Annotated in this window: 20 protein-coding genes; 9 read left to right on the forward strand and 11 right to left on the reverse strand. The window is 43.9% G+C overall.

The features are described 5' to 3' along the window. Window positions 1-29 precede the first annotated feature (29 nt). Window positions 30-1,157, reverse strand: coding sequence for a M14 family metallopeptidase (locus BM359_RS02915; RefSeq protein WP_054487789.1), 1,128 nt, complete (start codon window positions 1,155-1,157; stop codon window positions 30-32). Between the two features lie 66 nt (window positions 1,158-1,223). After that, window positions 1,224-2,669 (reverse strand): glyceraldehyde-3-phosphate dehydrogenase, encoded by a 1,446-nt coding sequence (locus tag BM359_RS02920; RefSeq protein ID WP_054487791.1) that lies wholly within the window; start codon window positions 2,667-2,669, stop codon window positions 1,224-1,226. 140 nt (window positions 2,670-2,809) lie between these two features. On the opposite strand from BM359_RS02920, the gene BM359_RS02925 reads away from it, so the two are divergent. Next, window positions 2,810-3,616: a DUF2989 domain-containing protein gene (locus BM359_RS02925; RefSeq protein ID WP_233399252.1), complete on the forward strand. Its 807-nt coding sequence runs from the start codon at window positions 2,810-2,812 to the stop codon at window positions 3,614-3,616. On the opposite strand, the gene msrB is transcribed toward BM359_RS02925, so the two are convergent. Beyond that, window positions 3,598-3,999 carry a peptide-methionine (R)-S-oxide reductase MsrB gene (msrB, locus tag BM359_RS02930; protein WP_054487796.1) on the reverse strand — a complete coding sequence of 134 codons (402 nt, stop codon included), beginning with the start codon at window positions 3,997-3,999 and terminating at the stop codon, window positions 3,598-3,600. The genes BM359_RS02925 and msrB overlap by 19 nt on opposite strands. 104 nt (window positions 4,000-4,103) lie before the next feature. On the opposite strand from msrB, the gene pyk reads away from it, so the two are divergent. After that, a complete protein-coding gene (gene pyk, locus BM359_RS02935; RefSeq protein ID WP_054487798.1) occupies window positions 4,104-5,534 on the forward strand; it encodes a pyruvate kinase in 1,431 nt (476 codons plus the stop codon). Here pyk and BM359_RS02940 read toward each other — a convergent pair. The 4 genes from BM359_RS02940 to BM359_RS02955 are packed head-to-tail and all read right to left on the reverse strand — an operon-like array spanning window position 5,531 to window position 8,977. Beyond that, the gene (locus BM359_RS02940) at window positions 5,531-6,376 is read right to left on the reverse strand and encodes a DUF6279 family lipoprotein (RefSeq protein WP_054487800.1); all 846 of its coding nucleotides are present in this window, start codon (window positions 6,374-6,376) and stop codon (window positions 5,531-5,533) included. The genes pyk and BM359_RS02940 overlap by 4 nt on opposite strands. A gap of 2 nt (window positions 6,377-6,378) precedes the next feature. Then, window positions 6,379-7,197: a LytR/AlgR family response regulator transcription factor gene (locus BM359_RS02945; protein WP_054487802.1), complete on the reverse strand. Its 819-nt coding sequence runs from the start codon at window positions 7,195-7,197 to the stop codon at window positions 6,379-6,381. Further along, a complete protein-coding gene (locus BM359_RS02950; protein WP_054487804.1) occupies window positions 7,197-8,288 on the reverse strand; it encodes a sensor histidine kinase in 1,092 nt (363 codons plus the stop codon). The genes BM359_RS02945 and BM359_RS02950 overlap by 1 nt, the downstream gene beginning before the upstream one ends. Continuing rightward, window positions 8,285-8,977 (reverse strand): flagellar brake domain-containing protein, encoded by a 693-nt coding sequence (locus BM359_RS02955; RefSeq protein WP_054487806.1) that lies wholly within the window; start codon window positions 8,975-8,977, stop codon window positions 8,285-8,287. Before BM359_RS02955 ends, BM359_RS02950 begins: the two co-directional genes overlap by 4 nt. 76 nt (window positions 8,978-9,053) lie before the next feature. On the opposite strand from BM359_RS02955, the gene BM359_RS02960 reads away from it, so the two are divergent. Further along, window positions 9,054-10,823: a M61 family metallopeptidase gene (locus BM359_RS02960; protein ID WP_054487808.1), complete on the forward strand. Its 1,770-nt coding sequence runs from the start codon at window positions 9,054-9,056 to the stop codon at window positions 10,821-10,823. On the opposite strand, the gene BM359_RS02965 is transcribed toward BM359_RS02960, so the two are convergent. From BM359_RS02965 to BM359_RS02975, 3 genes are read right to left on the reverse strand one after another with little or no spacing between them, the layout of a single operon-like run. After that, entirely contained in the window at window positions 10,820-11,641 is an 822-nt protein-coding gene (locus tag BM359_RS02965; RefSeq protein WP_054487810.1) for a M23 family metallopeptidase, read from the reverse strand. The two genes, BM359_RS02960 and BM359_RS02965, sit on opposite strands and share 4 nt — an antisense overlap. Further along, the gene (locus BM359_RS02970; RefSeq protein ID WP_054487812.1) at window positions 11,634-12,518 is read right to left on the reverse strand and encodes a 6-carboxytetrahydropterin synthase; all 885 of its coding nucleotides are present in this window, start codon (window positions 12,516-12,518) and stop codon (window positions 11,634-11,636) included. The genes BM359_RS02965 and BM359_RS02970 overlap by 8 nt, the downstream gene beginning before the upstream one ends. 56 nt (window positions 12,519-12,574) lie before the next feature. Then, window positions 12,575-13,225 (reverse strand): LysE family translocator, encoded by a 651-nt coding sequence (locus BM359_RS02975; RefSeq protein ID WP_327077521.1) that lies wholly within the window; start codon window positions 13,223-13,225, stop codon window positions 12,575-12,577. Window positions 13,226-13,305: 80 nt separating this feature from the next. Here BM359_RS02975 and BM359_RS02980 point away from each other — a divergent pair, with 80 nt between their 5' ends. From BM359_RS02980 to alkB, 6 genes are all read left to right on the forward strand, one after another. Further along, window positions 13,306-14,190, forward strand: coding sequence for a LysR family transcriptional regulator (locus BM359_RS02980; protein WP_234972454.1), 885 nt, complete (start codon window positions 13,306-13,308; stop codon window positions 14,188-14,190). 78 nt (window positions 14,191-14,268) lie between these two features. Then, on the forward strand, window positions 14,269-14,787 hold the full coding sequence (locus tag BM359_RS02985) for an acyloxyacyl hydrolase (RefSeq protein ID WP_054487819.1): 519 nt from the start codon (window positions 14,269-14,271) through the stop codon (window positions 14,785-14,787). 73 nt (window positions 14,788-14,860) lie between these two features. Further along, window positions 14,861-15,151 carry a PepSY domain-containing protein gene (locus BM359_RS02990; protein WP_054487821.1) on the forward strand — a complete coding sequence of 97 codons (291 nt, stop codon included), beginning with the start codon at window positions 14,861-14,863 and terminating at the stop codon, window positions 15,149-15,151. A 20-nt stretch (window positions 15,152-15,171) separates the two neighbouring features. Next, on the forward strand, window positions 15,172-15,693 hold the full coding sequence (locus BM359_RS02995; protein WP_054487822.1) for a cytochrome b/b6 domain-containing protein: 522 nt from the start codon (window positions 15,172-15,174) through the stop codon (window positions 15,691-15,693). Continuing rightward, window positions 15,686-16,294 (forward strand): GNAT family N-acetyltransferase, encoded by a 609-nt coding sequence (locus tag BM359_RS03000; RefSeq protein ID WP_054487824.1) that lies wholly within the window; start codon window positions 15,686-15,688, stop codon window positions 16,292-16,294. The genes BM359_RS02995 and BM359_RS03000 overlap by 8 nt, the downstream gene beginning before the upstream one ends. A 1-nt stretch (window position 16,295) precedes the next feature. Next, window positions 16,296-16,949 carry a DNA oxidative demethylase AlkB gene (gene alkB / locus BM359_RS03005; protein ID WP_054487826.1) on the forward strand — a complete coding sequence of 218 codons (654 nt, stop codon included), beginning with the start codon at window positions 16,296-16,298 and terminating at the stop codon, window positions 16,947-16,949. On the opposite strand, the gene BM359_RS03010 is transcribed toward alkB, so the two are convergent. Then, entirely contained in the window at window positions 16,950-18,260 is a 1,311-nt protein-coding gene (locus BM359_RS03010; protein ID WP_054487829.1) for a TPR end-of-group domain-containing protein, read from the reverse strand. Between the last annotated feature and the right edge of the window lie 128 nt (window positions 18,261-18,388).

Below are 18,388 nucleotides of genomic sequence, written 5' to 3' on the forward strand. Positions count from 1 at the left end.
TGTTATTATTTTGTGATACAACTCTAGTTTTAACGTAATTTAGGTGAGACTGCCAACATTGCCGTTAAAACATCTTCCCCTAAACGCTGACAACGAGCGACAGACCAACCGAAATCTTCATCTGGTAAATTCGCGTTATCTTTAAACGGCATTTCAAGCGTGTAAGACAAACACTTGAAGCGCTCGCCGACTGCCGAATTAGCAACCGTCATGTTAGCTTTACCCGGCTCATCTCGTTCGTAGCCATATTCCGTCTGGAATTCAGGTGTTGCTGCTAAGAAGGCTGCTTTAAAGGTATCTTCCAGCTCTTTATGACGAGCATCGTAAGATGGAATACCTTCACAACCTGCAACGAAGTTATAAGGTAAGTCTTCGTCACCATGAACATCAAGGAACATGTCAACGCCCGTTTCCTGCATGCGTTTTAGCACGTAGAAAACTTCCGGACTTTTTTCCAGGCTAGGCTCAGCCCATTCACGGTTCAGGTTAGTACCTACGGCGTTGGTTCTCAGATGACCACGGACGCTGCCATCGGGGTTCATATTCGGCACGACATAAAATACGTTCTCATCAAGCAATTTGCGAGCTACGCCGTCTTCGTCGTCCAATAAGCGAGTAATAAAGCCTTCCATAAACCATTCGGCCATTGACTCACCCGGATGCTGACGAGCCGTTACCCAAATGGTATTTTTACTCTCATCCGGCTCGCCAATTACCAGTAGGTTCAACTCACGACCGTCGATGGTTTCACCCAGTAGCTCATGGTAGCAATCGATAGACTGCTGAGCAGATTGGATAAGATCCTGATGACGCTCATAAGAATACGGAATGAAGTAGGCGTAATAAACACTTTCCTGCTCAGGTGTATGACGAATAACCAGCTCTTTACCATTATACTCAGTCGGCACACGGAACCAGGTTTCACGATCATAGGAAGCTAACGCCTGATAACCTTTCCAACCGTCAGGGTAAGCTGAACCAGATGCGTTCTCTATTGTCATTACATGCTCTTCGCCTGCCTCAGCAAATAACTTAAAATGGAACCATTGGTAAAAGTCGGATTGGTGATCTTTTCTGATTGCCAGACGGATATCATCTGCATTATTTGCGCTGATAACCTGAATATTGCCACTGTCAAAGTTTGCAGTGATATGCATACGTCACCCTTTGCTTTGTTAAATAAGAAATACTAGAAAAAAAGCGCCTTAAAGGCGCTTTTTCAATTATTTTGGTAAATTAGGTACTTTTAGCCCAGCCATAGCTTCTGCTACACGTACAACCTGGCAACTGTAACCAAATTCGTTGTCATACCAAACATACAGTACAGCCCTGTCATCCTCTACGATGGTCGCCTGAGAGTCGACAACACCAGCATGACGTGAGCCCACTAAGTCCGACGAAACAATTTCAGTTGAGGCGGTATAGTCTATCTGATTAACCAACTCTGAATGCAACGCTACCTGACGCAGATAATCATTCAACTCATCACGGTTAGTCGATTTTTCAAAGTTCAAATTCATGATAGCCATTGAAACGTTCGGTGTTGGTACACGAATAGCGTTTCCTGTCAGCTTTCCTTCCATTTCAGGAAGTGCTTTTGCAACGGCCTTAGCAGCACCTGTAGAAGTAATAACCATGTTTAATGGCGCAGAGCGACCGCGACGGTCGGCTTTATGATAGTTATCAATCAAGTTTTGATCGTTTGTATACGAATGCACCGTTTCAACGTGACCGTTACGAATCCCATACTCATCATTCAAGGCTTTAAGAACAGGTGTAATCGCATTCGTTGTACAACTTGCAGCTGAAACGATGCTATCGCTGTCTTCAATCATATTGTCGTTAACACCGAATACGATATTCTTAATGTCACCTTTTGATGGTGCAGTCAGAAGAACTTTATTCACACCTTTTGACTTAAGGTGCAGACCTAACCCGGCTTCATCCTTCCAAATACCTGTGTTATCGATAACGATTGCGTTATCAATACCGTATTGGGTGTAGTCAACTTGATCAGGGCCGTCTGAGTAAATGACTTTAATATTAGTGCCGTTGGCTTTTATGCTCTGGTTTTCGTGATCGACGGTGATTGAACCGTTGAACAAACCATGAATAGAGTCACGACGTAATAAACTTGCCCGTTTCTCTAAGTCTCCGTCACGGCCACCACGAACAACAATTGCACGTAGGCGCATTTTATTGTTCGCACCGTTACGCTCAATAAGTAAACGCGCCAGCAAACGACCGATACGGCCAAAACCATATAGAACGACATCGCGCGGCTCAATGTTATCTTCCGAGTCGATGATGTCCGCTAATTCACGCTGAACATACTCAGTAACCGACAAGTTATCGCCTTTGCCACCAAACAAATAACCATAGGCAAGTTTACCCAAATCAACTCGGGCTGGTGACAGCTTCAGTTCTGCCATAGCCTGCAGGAAAGGAAAGCTTTCACGTAAGCGAACTTTCTGCCCTTCGTGACGAAGAATAAGACGATGTGCCTTAATGATATTGATAGTTGATACATTCAATAATGAACGTCCGTAAACTAAAATTTCGACACCGAAGTTTCGGTACAACTTACCAAGCAACGGTTGCATTTGCTCGGCGAATTCCTGGCGTTCCTGCCAACTTGATAAGGTTGGATCTTGCTGGTTAGAGTTCATAGTGAGCCCTGTCCTCTATGCTAATGTCAGTGAGCTAATTAAAATGCTACGCTTTAAAAACCGCGATATTGTACTGAAAAGCTTGGCATGAAGCCAATTTTAAGAAACAATCGTATTTCACTAATTAAATGTTGAAGCCTATGTTAAAAAGAATCGCCATTACAAGTGCTGTCGTTGCCCTCGTCGGTTGTGTTGAAGGAAAACCAACTGTACGTGAAATTTGCCAGTCCAACCCCGCAATGTGCAGTGACTTAAATGACGATAACTGGTGTAACTCGGAGCGCCGACAACTTATATTCAGTCGTTACGAGCGACATCAGAAAGATACCAGTGAAAACCAGTACTTTTTAATGCGTGATCTGCAAGAGTACGCCCAATGTATGGAATTAGCTTCAACTATTGAGCACAAAAAGCTCAAACAAAAACAATCAAATCGTATTGAAGCCTACATCAACTCGCAAAAAAACATTAAAAAGTTAGCCGATAAAACGGCCAGTTCCGACCACCCGCTTTGGTTATATTGGCATTGGTCAAACCGAGGAAACGACCAGGCTTTACAAAAGCTCCTGTCACTAGAGGGTACTCCGCAAATGGAGACGCCTGAACTGAAGTTGGCCCTGGCCACTTACTATACAAAGCAGGACTCACAAAAAACATTCGAGCTTCTCTACAGTGCATTACGGCTATATACACCAGGTGAGCGTATTAACCCTGAAATACCGTCAACCTTAGTCTCCATGTACCTGAAAGAAGGTAACGGGTCTCAAGCCTATATATGGTCTCAGGTTGCCTGGCAGCTTGGTCAGGACAACCTGGAAAAGAACAGTATGAAGAACATTGTTAATGCCAGCGAAGAACAATACGAACAGTGGGACGAGCAAGCCGAAGACATTGTTGAAAAGATTAAAGAAGGAAACTTTCGCGGTGATTACTCATCGTCTTCGTGACGCATAGCAAGAGAGTTAACACAATAGCGCTGTCCCGTCTCAGTGGGCCCGTCATCAAACACGTGGCCCAGATGACCACCACAGCGGCTGCAGAGTATTTCAGTTCTTATCATCCCATGGCTTGCATCTTTTACGTAGTCAACTGAACCTTGTATTGCCTTATCGAAGCTTGGCCAACCGCAGTGTGCATCGAATTGGTGGTTCGCGTCGAAAAGTTTTTGCCCACAGCCCGCGCACCGGTATATGCCCTCTTTATCACAACTTAGATACTTACCGGAAAAAGGCCTTTCCGTGCCTTTTTCTCTTAAGACGTAATAGGCTTCATCGCCTAGCAATTCACGCCACTCCTGCTCGCTTTTGTCTTCCCAGTTATGCTCACTCATAAAGGACTAACCTCTTTATCTTTCAATTAAATTTCGTACTACTGTCATACTGCGTATGCTAAACTTAAGCTAACATTCATGGCTAATTTTTGCTGAGGTTTTGCATGCTTCGTCGTACCAAAATTGTGACCACTCTTGGACCGGCCACTGACTCTGAGGAAACTCTCAGAGAACTTATCAGAGCTGGTGCTAATGTCGTTCGCCTTAACTTCTCTCACGGTAATGCAGACGATCACAAACACCGAGCTTCAATGGTCAGAAAAATAGCACGCGAACTGGAAGCACATGTTGCCATCCTGGGAGATCTTCAAGGTCCCAAAATTCGCGTAGCACGTTTTCAACAAAGTAAAATTACGTTATCCGTCGGCGATAAGTTCATTTTAGATGCTGAGCTCGAAAAAGACAGTGGTGACCAAAATCGAGTCGGGCTGGACTATAAAGACCTACCTAATGACGTTAGCCCAGGCGATATTCTGTTACTTGACGACGGCCGTATTCAATTAAAAGTTGAAGAAATTAACGGCAATCAGGTAATGACAGAAGTGACCGTTGGAGGCCTTCTCTCCAACAATAAAGGCATCAACCGTCAGGGCGGTGGTTTATCAGCCGCGGCATTAACTGAAAAAGATTATGCCGATATAAAGTTGGCCGCAGAAATTGGTGTCGATTACCTCGCGGTTTCTTTCCCCCGCTCCGGAGACGACATAAATCAGGCACGTCACCTACTGCGAGAAGCTGGCGGGCAAGGCGTGTTGTGCGCAAAAATAGAACGCGCAGAAGCTGTCGCCAGCGAGCATGCTTTAGACGATATCATCAGAGCTTCTGATGCTGTTATGGTTGCCCGTGGTGACTTAGGTGTTGAAATTGGTGATGCACAATTAGTTGGTAAGCAAAAACAGATCATTTCTCGTGCTCGTCAATTAAATCGCGTTGTTATCACAGCGACTCAAATGATGGAGTCGATGATCGAAAACCCTATGCCAACTCGTGCTGAGGTAATGGATGTTGCCAACGCAGTATTAGATGGCACAGATGCCGTTATGTTGTCAGCTGAAACCGCTGCAGGAAAACACCCAATAGAAACCGTTAAAGCAATGGCGGATATTTGTCTCGGTGCTGAAACACACCCTTCAGCTCAACTGCGCCATCAGGATCTGGAAGAAATGTTTTCCAGTATCACTGAGGCTACAGCAATGTCTGCAATGTACGCTGCCACACATCTCAATGGTGTAACCGCTATTATTGCTCTGACAGAATCGGGCTTTACTGCCAAGTTAATGTCCCGTATTACATCGCACCTGCCAATATTCTCCTTATCGCGCCATTCTCACAGCCGCGATAAGTCAGCGCTTTATCGTGGTGTCTATCCTATAAACTTTGATTCCACCAGTGTAGAAAACCCAATCACTGAAGCTATCGAAGTGGTTAAAAAGAGTGGTCACATTAAAGCGGGTGATTTAGTCATACTCACTCATGGTGACGTTATGGAAACCGTAGGCTCAAGTAACACCTGTAAAATTATTGAAGTGCGCTAGTTACTAAAATCTTTAATTAACGAATCGAGAAGGTCGATATATTCATCGGCCTTTTTAATCACATTCTTACGCTGTTCCTGAGTCAAACTTTGATACATATCCCAAAGAAATTTATTTCGCAGTTCACTGCTTTCTTCTGATTTCTGTTGAAAAGACTCACTTCTGAGTTGTTTAGGATCAAGGATTAAAGACGACATCCTTTCTTCATCAACAGGCTGTTTCAGTAGCGCCTTTTCAAATTCGGTTATCCAGCTTGCACGGTAACTTAACCAAGGCTCCCGTAGCCGGGGTGAATCACTTACCCAACTACGCAATAACTTATCTTGCTCTGTTGTTAAGTCACCGAGGATATCCTCTAAATCTTCCTCAACGTCGGAAATGCGATCAAGACGTCGTAGTATGTCACTCTGTTCTTTATCTTCTTTCAAACGCTGATAGCGTTCTTCCTGAGCTTCCTCTAGTCGGCTTACCAGTTGCTGGCGCTGTTTTACAGAAAGTGTTGCGAGTAAGTCGGCTTCGGACTCAATTTTTATGAGTACGTTTTCCCAAAAAGCCCATAAAGTATCTTCAAAATCACCAATATCGTTTTGTGTTAACGACTTTTCTTTAACCTTATCGCGCAATGCTTTTAGTTCCTTGCGGTACAAAGGAAGCTGTGTCTGAGCATGCCACTGATGAAGTTCATCGACTTTTTCTGATAGCAGCTCTTGTTGTTCACCGTTCAAGTCAACGTAGTCCTTTACCTTCCACTCCACCAGAGTATCAGCAAACTGATAGCCTATATTAGCTGTACAACCAGCAATAAAAATAAGAACGGTAAGCACGCCTGTCAGTCGATACATGTTCAGCTCAGAATAAGTTGTTTAATACGGTCTTTATAACTACGGCTGACTTTCAGTTTTTGACCATTTTTTAATTGTAAATGATACTCACCATTTTGCTGGTTACACAACTTCTCCACCTGTTTTATATTGACGATAGCTGAGCGGTGAACCCGTTGAAATAACTTAGGGTTTAAGTCCTGTTCCAGCTCTTTCATGGTACGACGCAGTATGTGGGTCTCGTCTCCGGCATGTATGCACATGTAGTCACCTGCGGCATCAACCCACTTGATATCTTTAACCGCCACCCGAGTAATTTCGCCACTATCTTTTATTGCAATGTAATCCGGATATTCATCAGCAGTAATGTTCTCTCCTGCTGACAACCTTTCCAGCAAGGTGTCAGCGTCCTGCCCGGTCACCTCAGCTACAAGGCTGATTAATTTACTCTGCTGTTCGTCATTGACATTTTGATGCTCACTTATCACACGTTTAACGCATTCCGCTAAGCGAGCATCATCCACGGGCTTTAACAAGTAATCCAGTGCCCTGACTTCAAATGCCTTTATCGCATATTCATCATAAGCGGTTACAAAAACCACAATAGGCAAGTCCTGCCCTTGCTCCTTAACCGCTTTCAACACTTCAAATCCATTAAGGCCAGGCATTTGAATATCAAGAAAAATCAAATCGGGCTTTTCTTTTACAATAATTTCCACAGCCTCTCGACTGGTTTTACACTCGGGCATCAGCTCCAGTTGCTCAAATTCTTTTAAACGAATAGCCAAACCTTTTCTGGCAAGTGACTCATCGTCAACAACCAAGGTTTTCAATCGATTCATTATTGATTCTCCACCGTTTCGATCGGAATAGTAATGCGAACACAAAGACCACTTTCTTCACCTTTGAGCATCTCAAAACGATAATGCTTGCCGTATAAAGATTTTAATCGTTGTCGAGTGTTATTGAGTCCCACACCATCTTTACGGAAAAGCTTTTCAGGGTCTGTTTGTATTTCGGGACCGTTGTCACAAACTTCGAGTATCAAATTGCCATTATCAGCCCACGAGCGCACTCTTATTCGCCCAACACCCTCAACGTTAGAAATAGCGTACTTTATTGAGTTTTCAATCAAAGGCTGGCAAATCAAACTTGGAACCAACGCGTGTTTTGTCTCATCGGACAAATGAATATCAATTTCAAGCTGCTCGTCAAAACGCACTTTCTCGATATCCAGGTACAGCAACAGCGCATCAACTTCTTTTTCTAGCGTGACTTTTTTAATCGGCTCATTATCTAATGAAAAACGTAAGAAACGGCTAAGTTTATTCACCATTAAATTGGCTTTTTCATTGTCTTTTAGCAGAATCAGTGTCGATATCGCATTTAAGGTATTGAACAAGAAGTGTGGGTTTAACTGATACCTCAGCATTTTTAACTGTGCCTGATGCGCCATAGACGAGGCAAGCAACGCTTTTTGCTTTTCTTCTTGCAGCATCTGATAGTACTTAATGCCAAAGTACAATCCACTCCAGCTAAGAACAATGTAGAACTTAGCCAAACTGTTTTTTAAATAGAAAAAAGGACTGTCCGGCCGAAAGCCAAATTTGTAAATTTCCCAATAGGTTGCGTTATCAACAATGGCCCAGGCTACCGCTGTAATGTATGAGACACCAATTGCGATAAGAACCATCAAAGGTGGCGGCAGCTCCCATATTCTGCGATACAAATACCGCAGAGGGATTGTCATCAAAAAACCAGCATAGGCACCAAGAATAATGATCAAGGTGTATATGTCTCGCATTTCATGCATTAGTGAACCAATATAATTCACTAATGCGTAGCCTATCCAGCCACCAGCCTGCAGCAACCAGAAAAAGCGGTTACGATTGTCCATCAGTAACTGCCATTGTGTTTTTATCGGTTTTTTCATCGCGCTGAAGACTCTAATCTCGATAACTCATCAATATCAACTAAGCTACCGGAGAAAAGTGAGTTAACCTGTTCTTTTTGATTCCCCATAAACTGCACACCTAATTCAACCTGACCCTCAAGCACTTTTACTTGTCGGACTATTGCATTAAGGGTGAGATCACCATTTCTTTTTTGCTCTATATTCAGAACAATTTTACTGCCATTTTCCCATAGTTCTTCCAGCTTACCGTCCGGTTTTTCATGCTTTAACCGACAGCCACTCTCTGAGACATCTAACACATGGCCTTTAAACGACACTTCGTCACCGCTAACCGACTGTCCGGCTACCTCGGCAGGCAAAAGTGCGTCAAACCGACGCCCTTTTCGAATGACCCTGTGCTCTATCTGGTTAGGCCACAAAATGAAAAGCATTTTTGTTGGATGTGATATGACGTAACTTACCTCGCTACGAAAAGCACAGATCTCTCCATTTTCATTTTCGAGTACAAAACGAACAATAACTGGCGTTTTCTCTTGCAAAAAATCTCGAACATCCTTGTATTTGCGTACGTCCGGCATATTAATAATGACCCAGCGGTCATTAACTGCACCTATAAACTCTGAGAAAAAACGAGCCGGGACATTTGAGCTGGCTAATTGAACTTCTATTCTTTGACCGGTTACGAGCTCCGAAATTTTGCTTGTCATAGGGGTCTCTTTGAGATGAATCGATATGTTACTATGATCGCTAGTTGTCTGGCTGTGTCAAGCAAAGGAGAGTCCCTTGGTCGCTTACGATATAACCCCCATCGATTTACACGGGCATTTATTTAATGTCTCGCTCACTATTGAACGAGCGGTTGACGAACAAGAACTTTGGTTACCGAACTGGATCCCGGGCAGTTACTTAATACGAGACTTTAGTAAGCACATCATTGGGCTGCATGCTGAAAGTAACGGACAAGAGTTAACGATTGAGCAAATAGCAAAGAATCGTTGGCGTCTCGACAAATCAAACCACCCGATTACTGTCCATTATCAAGTCTACGCCTGGGACTTGTCTGTTCGCTCCGCATACCTTGATCAGTTCCAGGGGTTCTTTAACAACACAAGTTTATGTCTGGCAGTTGAAGGACAGACCGATCTTCCCTGTGAACTGCATCTTCACGCGCCACCTGAAGCACCTCAGTGGAAAGTGGCAACCGGTATGCCAAGAAAAAATGGACAAGCACACTCATGGGGAACATTTCAGGCGGAAAACTACGACGCTCTAATTGATTATCCGTTTTTAATCGGTGACTTGACCATTGAGGAATTTATCGCTCATGGGATAAAACATTCCTTTGTTTTAAGTGGCCGGCACTTCGCGGATACCTCAAGGATGACCGCTGATCTTGCTCGTATTTGTGAAACCCAATTGCAAATGTTCGACGAAGCCCCCTTCCAGTCTTATACATTTTTGACCATGGTTGTCGGTAACGGCTTCGGTGGACTCGAGCATAGAAACTCAACTGCCCTACTATGCAGTCGTAAAGATCTTATCAGTGCTCATCAATATGAAATGAATGACAACTATCAAACTTTTCTGAGCCTTTGTTGCCATGAGTACTTTCACAGTTGGAATATAAAAACCTTAAAGCCACGAGCGTTTCTGCCGTATCAATTGGATAAAGAGTCCTATACCGAGCAGCTCTGGTTCTACGAAGGAATGACGTCGTATTTTGATGACTATTTGCTTCATGCCAGCGGTATCATTGATGAAAAGCGCTATTTAAAAGTGCTTGGTGATACGCTCTCAAGAGTTGAACGAGGCGCGGGTCAGTATCAACAAAGTGTTACCGAGTCGAGTTTTCTGGCGTGGACTAAGTTTTATCAACAGAACGAAAATGCACCTAACAGCATTGTCAGTTATTACGCTAAAGGTGCATTAATTGCTTTAAGTCTGGATTTAATGTTACGCCTGCAATCTGAGCATAAGTTAACTCTGGGCAACGTCATGAAAGACCTGTGGCACGAATTCGGTAAAACCTCAATTGGCACAGCCGATGATACTGTTCTGAGTTGGCTCAATCATTATCCTGGCATTGATGTTTCCGACTTCTTAAAGGACGCGCTATACAATAAGGATTCCATACCTCTTATCGAGTTGCTGAAAAACTTCGGTATCGACGTTCAACGACAAGTACCAGTAGATGATAACAGCAGTGGAGGCAAGGCAGCCGATCAGCCAGCCAAAGTAAACTTCGGCGCGAAATATAAAGCATCTGCACAAGGGCTGGAAATCATCAATGTTTACCACGACGAGAGCGCCTATCATGCAGGGCTGTCAGCCGGAGACCGAATTATTGCGGTTGATCACTTGCAGGTAAATGAGCAGTCCATAAAAACCATTCTTGAACGCTACGTTCCCGGGGATACAGTAACGGTTCATGCATTCCGAAGAGATGAATTGATGACCCTGGAGCTTACCTGGCTGGAGCCCGCGAAAAGCAGTTACCTGTTAAGCGTGAAACAACCAGATAAGTTGAAAGGCTGGCTAACGCCTTCCGGTTAGTCTTGATAAAGCTGGGGAAGTAACGCTGGATCGAGTCGTTCATTTCCCCAGTTAACCCGCCAGTCAAGATGAGGCCCGGTTGCACGACCGGTAGCACCAATAGCACCGATTAACTCGCCCTGCTTAACCTTGTCGCCAACGTCCACGTTAAGTTCGCTCAAGTGCAAGTAAGTGGTCGTGACTTTATAGCCATGCTCAATAATAATTGTGCCGCCCGAATAGAATAAGTCGGGTTCAGCTAACACCACCTCACCTGGCCAAGGGGCTTTTACCGGAGTACCCGTCGGCCCTGCGATATCTTCACCATAATGCGGGTTACGAGGTTCTCCGTTAAAAACTCTCTGACTTCCGTAAACACCACTAATACGCCCCTTTGCAGGTTTAACGACTGGGGTTAGAAAGTCTGTTCTCTGCGTTTCTTTTTGCCGCGCTACCCAAACTTTCTCTGCTTCTTTTCTTGCCCTTTTAACCTGTGCGGGATCTGGTGTTACCGTCTTTTGAGGCACTCCGTCGACACGGTCAATTTTATATTCACGAGGCGTTAACGTGAGCTCTTTGGTTATTGTGCTGTCACCTTTCTTAACTATTAAGGTGTTTTCCAGCGGAGCTTTTCGTGCGAAACCAAAAACAATATAACCCTGCTCGGTAACTTGCAGAGGTTCGCCATTCAAAGTGGCAGTAACGCCGGGCTCAGATTTAGCCAAAATAAGCGCTCCCTGAGTCAATGGCCCTTTTATCTCCAGTTCAATAGGTTCGTCCGCCAATGCAGCGTTTATTGAGCAAAGCGACAAAATAAAAGCGGTAATTGTTCTACGCATAGGCAATGGCTCCCTTCCCAACCCCTTCAAACGCACGAACTTCGACTTTTTTATCAGGGTTTTGTGATTTTATTTCTTCAACTAAATAATCCGCGATACATTCAACGGTTGAGTCGGTATCAATAACGAAGTTTTCTGCATTAGGAACCACAAGTTCAAACAGGCCCTGATCAGCAGTATAGCTATAAAAGGTGTGGCTGGAATCAGAGCTCAAATCACTGGCAGCGCCAGATAGTTGAAGATTGCTACGAGTGCAAACATCTTCCGTTGTACCTAAATAAATATCCTGCCACTTATCTGACCACTCTTTTTCAAGTACCGGCTGTCGTATGTTATCCAGCTTAATCTGGATTTTTGAGCGATGGCCATGGGCTATACGTTGGCAATTTCCATCGTGCTTTTTCAGACCATGAGTGTAGTGGTAATAAAAACCATCAATATTCTCAGGCCGTAAAAACAAGCTAAGCCCTTCAACGTTGACCGGCAACTCTCTTTTAATGACGGCTTTAAGGTAGTCAGTAACCGTTTCAATGGAGACAACTTCCGCATCGATAAAAGCAAAGGCATCCGCAGGACAGAACAAATGGATAGAGCGCTGTTCCGGGCGCACAAAGTCAACCCAGTTAGCACTGTCGTCGGAGTTATGCGTGACTTTTGTGTATGGGTGTTCCGCCGGCACAACCAACTTATGATCAACCGAATTATCGATAATGGCTTTAACTTGCTTTTTCACACGACCAAAATCCAGCACCATAGATTGCTCATTTAACGCGCCATCCAGCACGATATCAACAATCCAGCTCTCACCGACTATTCCCCTCTCAGGGCATAAGTAAGAGCAATCAATAACGGTCAAATCATTCACAAATAACTGCATAGTGAGCTTTTCTCATCTCTTCTTTAAGAACTGCAACCAGTATAACCTGAAACGCCTTATCCGATAAGCTCAATCAGGTTGGCCCATTCCCACAATAACTTCAGTGAAAGCAAAATTAATGCAGCGCCCATGGTGCGATCTACCCAGTGGCTGTAGTGCCAGAGTGTTTTAAAAATACGGGGCTGAGTAAGTAGCCAGGTTAAAAACAAAAACCACAGCCCAGTTGCAACGATAAGGTACACGCCGTACCCAAATTGGATACTAAAAGGTGTTTCCGGCGCAATAATAGTAGTAAATAGGGTTAAGAAGAAAATTGTTGCCTTCACATTGAGACCATTGGTAATAAAACCAACGATAAAGGCTTTACGCTTACGTGGTTGAGTAGAGGCAAGCTCGCTGTCCGACATGTCTTTTCTTGGCTTGGCTTTAATTGCCTGAGTTCCGATAAAACCTAAGTACAATGCACCTGCACAAAGCAGGGTTTGATATAACCAGTCTGTCTGGTGAATGATGAGCGCAACGCCAACAAGTGAATAAGTCACATGAATGACAATTCCTGCGGCTATTCCAAGACTCACCCAGTAACCTGCCTTACGCCCAAAACTTAAGCTATAACGTGATACGACCGCAAAATCAGGGCCAGGGCTTGCAACCGCGAACAGATGAATCAAGGCAATGGTTGAAAACTCACTCCAGTAAGACAACACAAACTCCTTATTGCGTATTTACACTTTAACTGCCAGAATCAAAGTTACTTTTTATTAATTACAGATTACTATTAATCAATATGAAAAACACGAAACTCCCCTCATTAAATGCACTGAGAGTGTTTGATGTCGCAGCCAGAAGCGGCTCTTTTAAGCAAGCCTCCCAGGAGCTTGGCGTCACTCAGTCCGCGGTGACACGGCAAATACAAACTCTCGAAGAGCAACTTGAAGTTCGCTTATTTCAACGCGACAACCGAGTTCATTCACTGACTCCGGTCGGTCTTGAGCTTGCACCACAAATTGAGCAAATATTTGAACAACTGGAACGAACCATAGAGCGCACCCGGAACCTTAGTGACAATACAACAACACAGCTAACTGTCGCAATCAGTTCCGAGCGACTGCGTTTCTGGCTTGCCGGAAAGCTTGCAGACTTTCATTCGTTGTATCCTCACATACAACTGAGTTTTAGTCGTTGTAATGAGCACTTTGTTAATGAAAGTTCCGCGGAGATGGCGTCAGCAATACAGCATCAAAGCTGGGATCTCGCCATTGGGTATGGAAAGACAATGGACAAAAACATTCAGTCTGTTGCATTACAGAAAAACCAGCTGGTACCAGTTTCAGCTATTCAGACGAATGAAAGCCCGTTTCATTTACCCTGGTTAATCAACCCGGATAACCCGGATCATCAAGCTATGTTGAAAGCTTATAGCCAGCAACTAGGCTCTACACGCATGATCCACTGTAACGACGTACAAATGTCCCTGGACTTATCGGCAGCAGAGCAGGCCGTTGCACTTATCGACAGCAGCCTTATCACGCCCGGTCTGTCTAACTTAAAAGTGTATAATGATTTCGCCCGCCCCTGTCAGTACCCATTAAGTGTTTACTACCGTAAACGACAACGACAGCCTGTTGCCCTTGTTGCTTTTATAAAATGGTTGCAGCTAATCATTTCATAAATTAACGGTGACGCCCTTATTTACATACATTCATGTTTGTATGTAAAATATTACTCTTTTTTATTATTGGAGAGTGATATGTGGCGTATAGCATCACTGGTTGTACTGTTAATCTTAAATTTCCCATCGTTTGCTGACGAAATTCATTTTACCGGAGCTTATTCTGCGGATCAGCTAAGGGGCGTCAGGGCTGGTTACAGGGTAACAAACGTACCGGTCGAATTGCCGACATGGATTGGCTCACCAAAACTTCATGTCGAAGCGGCTTTAAACCACTGGCAGGACTCAAACAATACAGAAGATAATATAACGGCTTTTACTATCAGCCCGATTCTTTCCTGGCACATAGCAGGGGTTCAGCGACCGTTATTCATAGAAGCCGGTATAGGTGGCAGTTATTTCGACAAAACACAAATAAGTAATCGCCGCTTATCAACCCAATTTCAATTTGAGGACAGAATATCACTCTCCTGGCAATACAACCGCAGCTCTACTGCTCGTATCGCCTTGGGGTATACCCACTATTCAAACGCTGATATCAAACGGCCTAACGACGGACTCGACTTCTTTTGGTTAAGTTGGGCTTTACCGTTTTAACCTCCGGATGAATTAGCGTTATCTGTCTGAAGTTGCTACATTTAGTCTTAAGTTCTATTCAACTGGAGGTCAAATGAGAAAACAACTTCTTAAACTATCGGCTATTGCGGCTACGGGACTCTTTGTTTCAGCTTGCGGCAGTCCTGAATCAGGAATGACGCAGTGCACTATGGAGCCTAAAGAAAACTGGTTGGATCAGGAGCAGTTTCAGAGCTCGTTGAAAGAGCAAGGTTATGAAATAAACGAGTTTAAAGTAACCGATGGAAACTGTTATGAAATTTACGGGTTTAACCAGAATAAGCAGAAAGTTGAAATCTACTTTAATCCTGTAGATGGCAGTATTGTTAAGCAAGAAACTGAATAAAAGCAATAAAGGCAGTGCCAATGATCATTTGGGATAAGTTTATAAGAGCTTTTCATTGGTTATTGGTACTGTGCTTTTGTCTGAACTATTTTTTCCTCGAACATGGCAGCAGCATCCATCAGGCAGTAGGTTATACTGCCGCAGCTTTGGTTATGACTCGTATTGTCTGGGGCTTTATTGGGCCTCCTAATGCGCGCTTTAAAAGTTTTCTCCCCTCCTTTTCTGCTATAAAAAAACATCTTCATGAACTGAAAGAGGGAGAGGTTAAGCAGACTCAGGGCCATAATCCACTCGGTGGCCTTATGGTGTTTTCTATACTTGCTTTGTTTTTAGTTCAGGCTGTTACCGGTTTTCTTCGTGAAGAGGTGGATGCGCTATATGGAGACAGCTTTTTAACCTCATTGCACGGTATATCCGCCAACATCATTTTTGCGCTCGTAATTATTCACATTATTGCCGTATTTATTACCGCTTATTTGGGTAAAATAGAGCTTATCCGCCCTATGATTAACGGCAAACGCCGGGTAAAGCGCCATGACTGAGGAAAAAGCTTCCAGAGAACGTATATACCAGGTTTCCAGTAACCGTGAACGAGCATCTCATAAACTACGTTATGTCGAAGCCTCAGCCCCCATCGAGGAAGACTGTCGTTTGTGTGTCGGTTCGCTAGCAGCAACTGATCACAATGAGAATGAGTTCTCCATCGCCAAAACGGTTTATGATGACATTGCCAGAATGGCGTTTCTGGAAAAGCAGCTCTACTCAAACCAGGCCTACCCTCCTCTATTTTTTTATCAGGCTTTGCAACAGTGGCGCGACACATTTTTATCACTTAAAGTTGATGACAAAGTGGCTGGCTACAGCCTTATGGTCCCTCTGGCTGACAACGCTTTAGCACTTATGTCCTTGCTTATTGGAAAAAGCTTTCAGGGACAGGGATTGGGTAAGGAATTACTGCAGCAGTCTATTTTGCTTGCCCAGTCACTTCATTATAAACGCCTTGAATTGAGCGTTTCCCCGGAAAATAAATCCGCCGTTTGTTTATATGAAGGGTTTGGCTTTCAGGCGACTGATTCTATTAAAGATTACTTAGGACCTAGTGAAGATCGCATTCTAATGAGCTTATCTTTAGCAAAGACATAACATGACCTCTCTAGATTTATTCGGCAACCTGGGTTCTGAACCACTGCGTTCAAATATTAGTGAACAGGCAACGCTGTTTCATCAGTTTTTAGCTAAAAGTGACGATGCTTTGCTAACTGACGTTCGCGGTGTCTTAAAGAGCGCTCCCTTACGTCACTTACAAACGCCCGCCGGGCATAAAATGTCGGTTAAAAGCAGTAATTGCGGCGAGTATGGCTGGCTGAGCGATAGCCGGGGCTATCGGTACCAAAAGATTGACCCAGTCACCAAAGCACCCTGGCCCCAAATGCCCTCTCTCATTAAAACTAAAGCAATAGAAGCGGCAACACTTGCGGGGTTTGAAAATTTCAAACCAGACTCCTGCCTTATTAATGTTTATTTACCCGGCACAAAAATGGGCCTGCATCAGGATAAAGATGAGGCGGACTTTACAAAGCCTATCGTTTCTTTTTCCTTTGGCTTACCGGTTAACTTTTTATGGGGTGGTTTTAAGCGTTCGGAAAAATACCAGAAGTTTCAGCTTCAACACACGGATGCTTTAGTTTGGGGTGGGAGTGACAGACTCCGGTATCATGGGGTACAGCAGCTTAAAGACGGCATTCACCCCGTTACAGGGCGCTGCAGAGTTAACCTGACCATTCGTCAGGCAGAATAATTAAAAGCGCTTTAAGTTCTGCATATAGTGGTGGATATCATAGCTCTTAGCCTTCTCCATAAGCTCATTTCTTTTTTCAAAACACAGGCTTTCCGTCGCAACACTAAACTCTTCAAATAGCTGAAAGCTCTGCGACAGTAATGCTTGGTCTCTTTCATTAAAGACACCCTGATGCCTGCTGGCCCAGTAATGAGCATGATGAAAGAGCTGCTCTGAAATTCGGGCAAATACAATAGGGTTCAGTACTCGATAATGCCGGTACTGTTGAAAACGTTGGTAGTTAGTCTTGCCCTGCTCCGTTAAAAGGTCCATAGGCTCATCAATCAACATATACTTGTAAAGATAACTGTTATTGAATGCTGCAAGACGTTGCCAGTACTCACGCTCATCTTCATCTTCGCTACCGTCAATGCGGGCGCTTAAATCCGATATATCGTAAAACCGGAAATTGGTTAAAAGATGACTGCGCATGAACCGGACAAAAGATTCAGGTTGTTGCACTGAAAAATTTTCAAACACTTCAAATAACTCAAGTGTTACGTAATTAAACCGAGGCTTAAGTGCTTCGTACTTCCGTGAAAGCTGACGAAACCTTCGGGTTTTTCTAAGCCCCTGAAGGTCTTCATCTGCTAATAAACTGCCCATACCTGAATAACGGAAGTTAAGAGCTAACTCTATGCAATCGAGAGCATTCTCCTGCTCACCGGCTAACCAGTAAACACAGGCCGCATTATGCAGAACAGATGGGTTTAACCAACTGTAATGGGCCATACTTAAATAGAACTCAATTCCTGCATCCAAAAATGCTGTGTCCGCTTTTTGTTTATAAGCGTCGCAGCTAAGCGCCAGGTAGTATTGAATCAGGTTGTAAAATTCAGGGGTTTCTCTGTAGGCTTCCCATTTAGCTTCAAAGTCCGTACTAAACCATTCCTCTATCCTGGCTAACGATTTTATCGGAGACAATTGCTCGATGGTAGGAAGTGCCGGATGTTTACCCGGGCTATTATCATTAGAAGCATTTGCGACAGACACTTTACTTCTGGCTTTTTGAGCTTGTGTGACAGAACGAAATGCCTTATCACCGATAACAACGTAATGCTTATCGACCAATCCGTAAGGCTTAACTGTGGTAGTAGCAACATCGAGCTCAGTAAGGCAGGCACAACGACCTGTCGTATGGTTGTACGAATAGATGAAACAGCCATTAAAGAAATAACTGTACTGAGCATCATTTTCCAGCGGATTACTACTTCCCAGAAACGCTGGGCTATCCGGCGTCACATTGACTGCTGTATTGGTTATCGTGCTCACGGTCAGCTCCTGTCACAAGTTAATCAAAGCCATTACAGGTGAATTATTAGACAGCTCTCAGACTATCTTTGTCACTCAGCCTATAAAAGAGCCTTTACAGAACTTTAACCTTTGCTAGCAATTTCTGA

The organism is Idiomarina abyssalis, assembly GCF_900116625.1.
In the GTDB taxonomy this organism is placed as follows: Bacteria; Pseudomonadota; Gammaproteobacteria; order Enterobacterales; family Alteromonadaceae; genus Idiomarina; species Idiomarina abyssalis.

Bases quoted from the DNA above. Each gene is read 5' to 3' on its own strand.
- BM359_RS02915 (WP_054487789.1), bottom strand. From the start codon at position 1,157: ATGCATATCACTGCAAACTTTGACAGTGGCAATATTCAGGTTATCAGC.
- BM359_RS02920 (WP_054487791.1), bottom strand. From the start codon at position 2,669: ATGAACTCTAACCAGCAAGATCCAACCTTATCAAGTTGGCAGGAACGC.
- BM359_RS02925 (WP_233399252.1), top strand. From the start codon at position 2,810: ATGTTAAAAAGAATCGCCATTACAAGTGCTGTCGTTGCCCTCGTCGGT.
- msrB (WP_054487796.1), bottom strand. From the start codon at position 3,999: ATGAGTGAGCATAACTGGGAAGACAAAAGCGAGCAGGAGTGGCGTGAA.
- pyk (WP_054487798.1), top strand. From the start codon at position 4,104: ATGCTTCGTCGTACCAAAATTGTGACCACTCTTGGACCGGCCACTGAC.
- BM359_RS02940 (WP_054487800.1), bottom strand. From the start codon at position 6,376: ATGTATCGACTGACAGGCGTGCTTACCGTTCTTATTTTTATTGCTGGT.
- BM359_RS02945 (WP_054487802.1), bottom strand. From the start codon at position 7,197: ATGAATCGATTGAAAACCTTGGTTGTTGACGATGAGTCACTTGCCAGA.
- BM359_RS02950 (WP_054487804.1), bottom strand. From the start codon at position 8,288: ATGAAAAAACCGATAAAAACACAATGGCAGTTACTGATGGACAATCGT.
- BM359_RS02955 (WP_054487806.1), bottom strand. From the start codon at position 8,977: ATGACAAGCAAAATTTCGGAGCTCGTAACCGGTCAAAGAATAGAAGTT.
- BM359_RS02965 (WP_054487810.1), bottom strand. From the start codon at position 11,641: ATGCGTAGAACAATTACCGCTTTTATTTTGTCGCTTTGCTCAATAAAC.
- BM359_RS02970 (WP_054487812.1), bottom strand. From the start codon at position 12,518: ATGCAGTTATTTGTGAATGATTTGACCGTTATTGATTGCTCTTACTTA.
- BM359_RS02980 (WP_234972454.1), top strand. From the start codon at position 13,306: ATGAAAAACACGAAACTCCCCTCATTAAATGCACTGAGAGTGTTTGAT.
- BM359_RS02985 (WP_054487819.1), top strand. From the start codon at position 14,269: ATGTGGCGTATAGCATCACTGGTTGTACTGTTAATCTTAAATTTCCCA.
- BM359_RS02990 (WP_054487821.1), top strand. From the start codon at position 14,861: ATGAGAAAACAACTTCTTAAACTATCGGCTATTGCGGCTACGGGACTC.
- BM359_RS02995 (WP_054487822.1), top strand. From the start codon at position 15,172: ATGATCATTTGGGATAAGTTTATAAGAGCTTTTCATTGGTTATTGGTA.
- BM359_RS03000 (WP_054487824.1), top strand. From the start codon at position 15,686: ATGACTGAGGAAAAAGCTTCCAGAGAACGTATATACCAGGTTTCCAGT.
- alkB (WP_054487826.1), top strand. From the start codon at position 16,296: ATGACCTCTCTAGATTTATTCGGCAACCTGGGTTCTGAACCACTGCGT.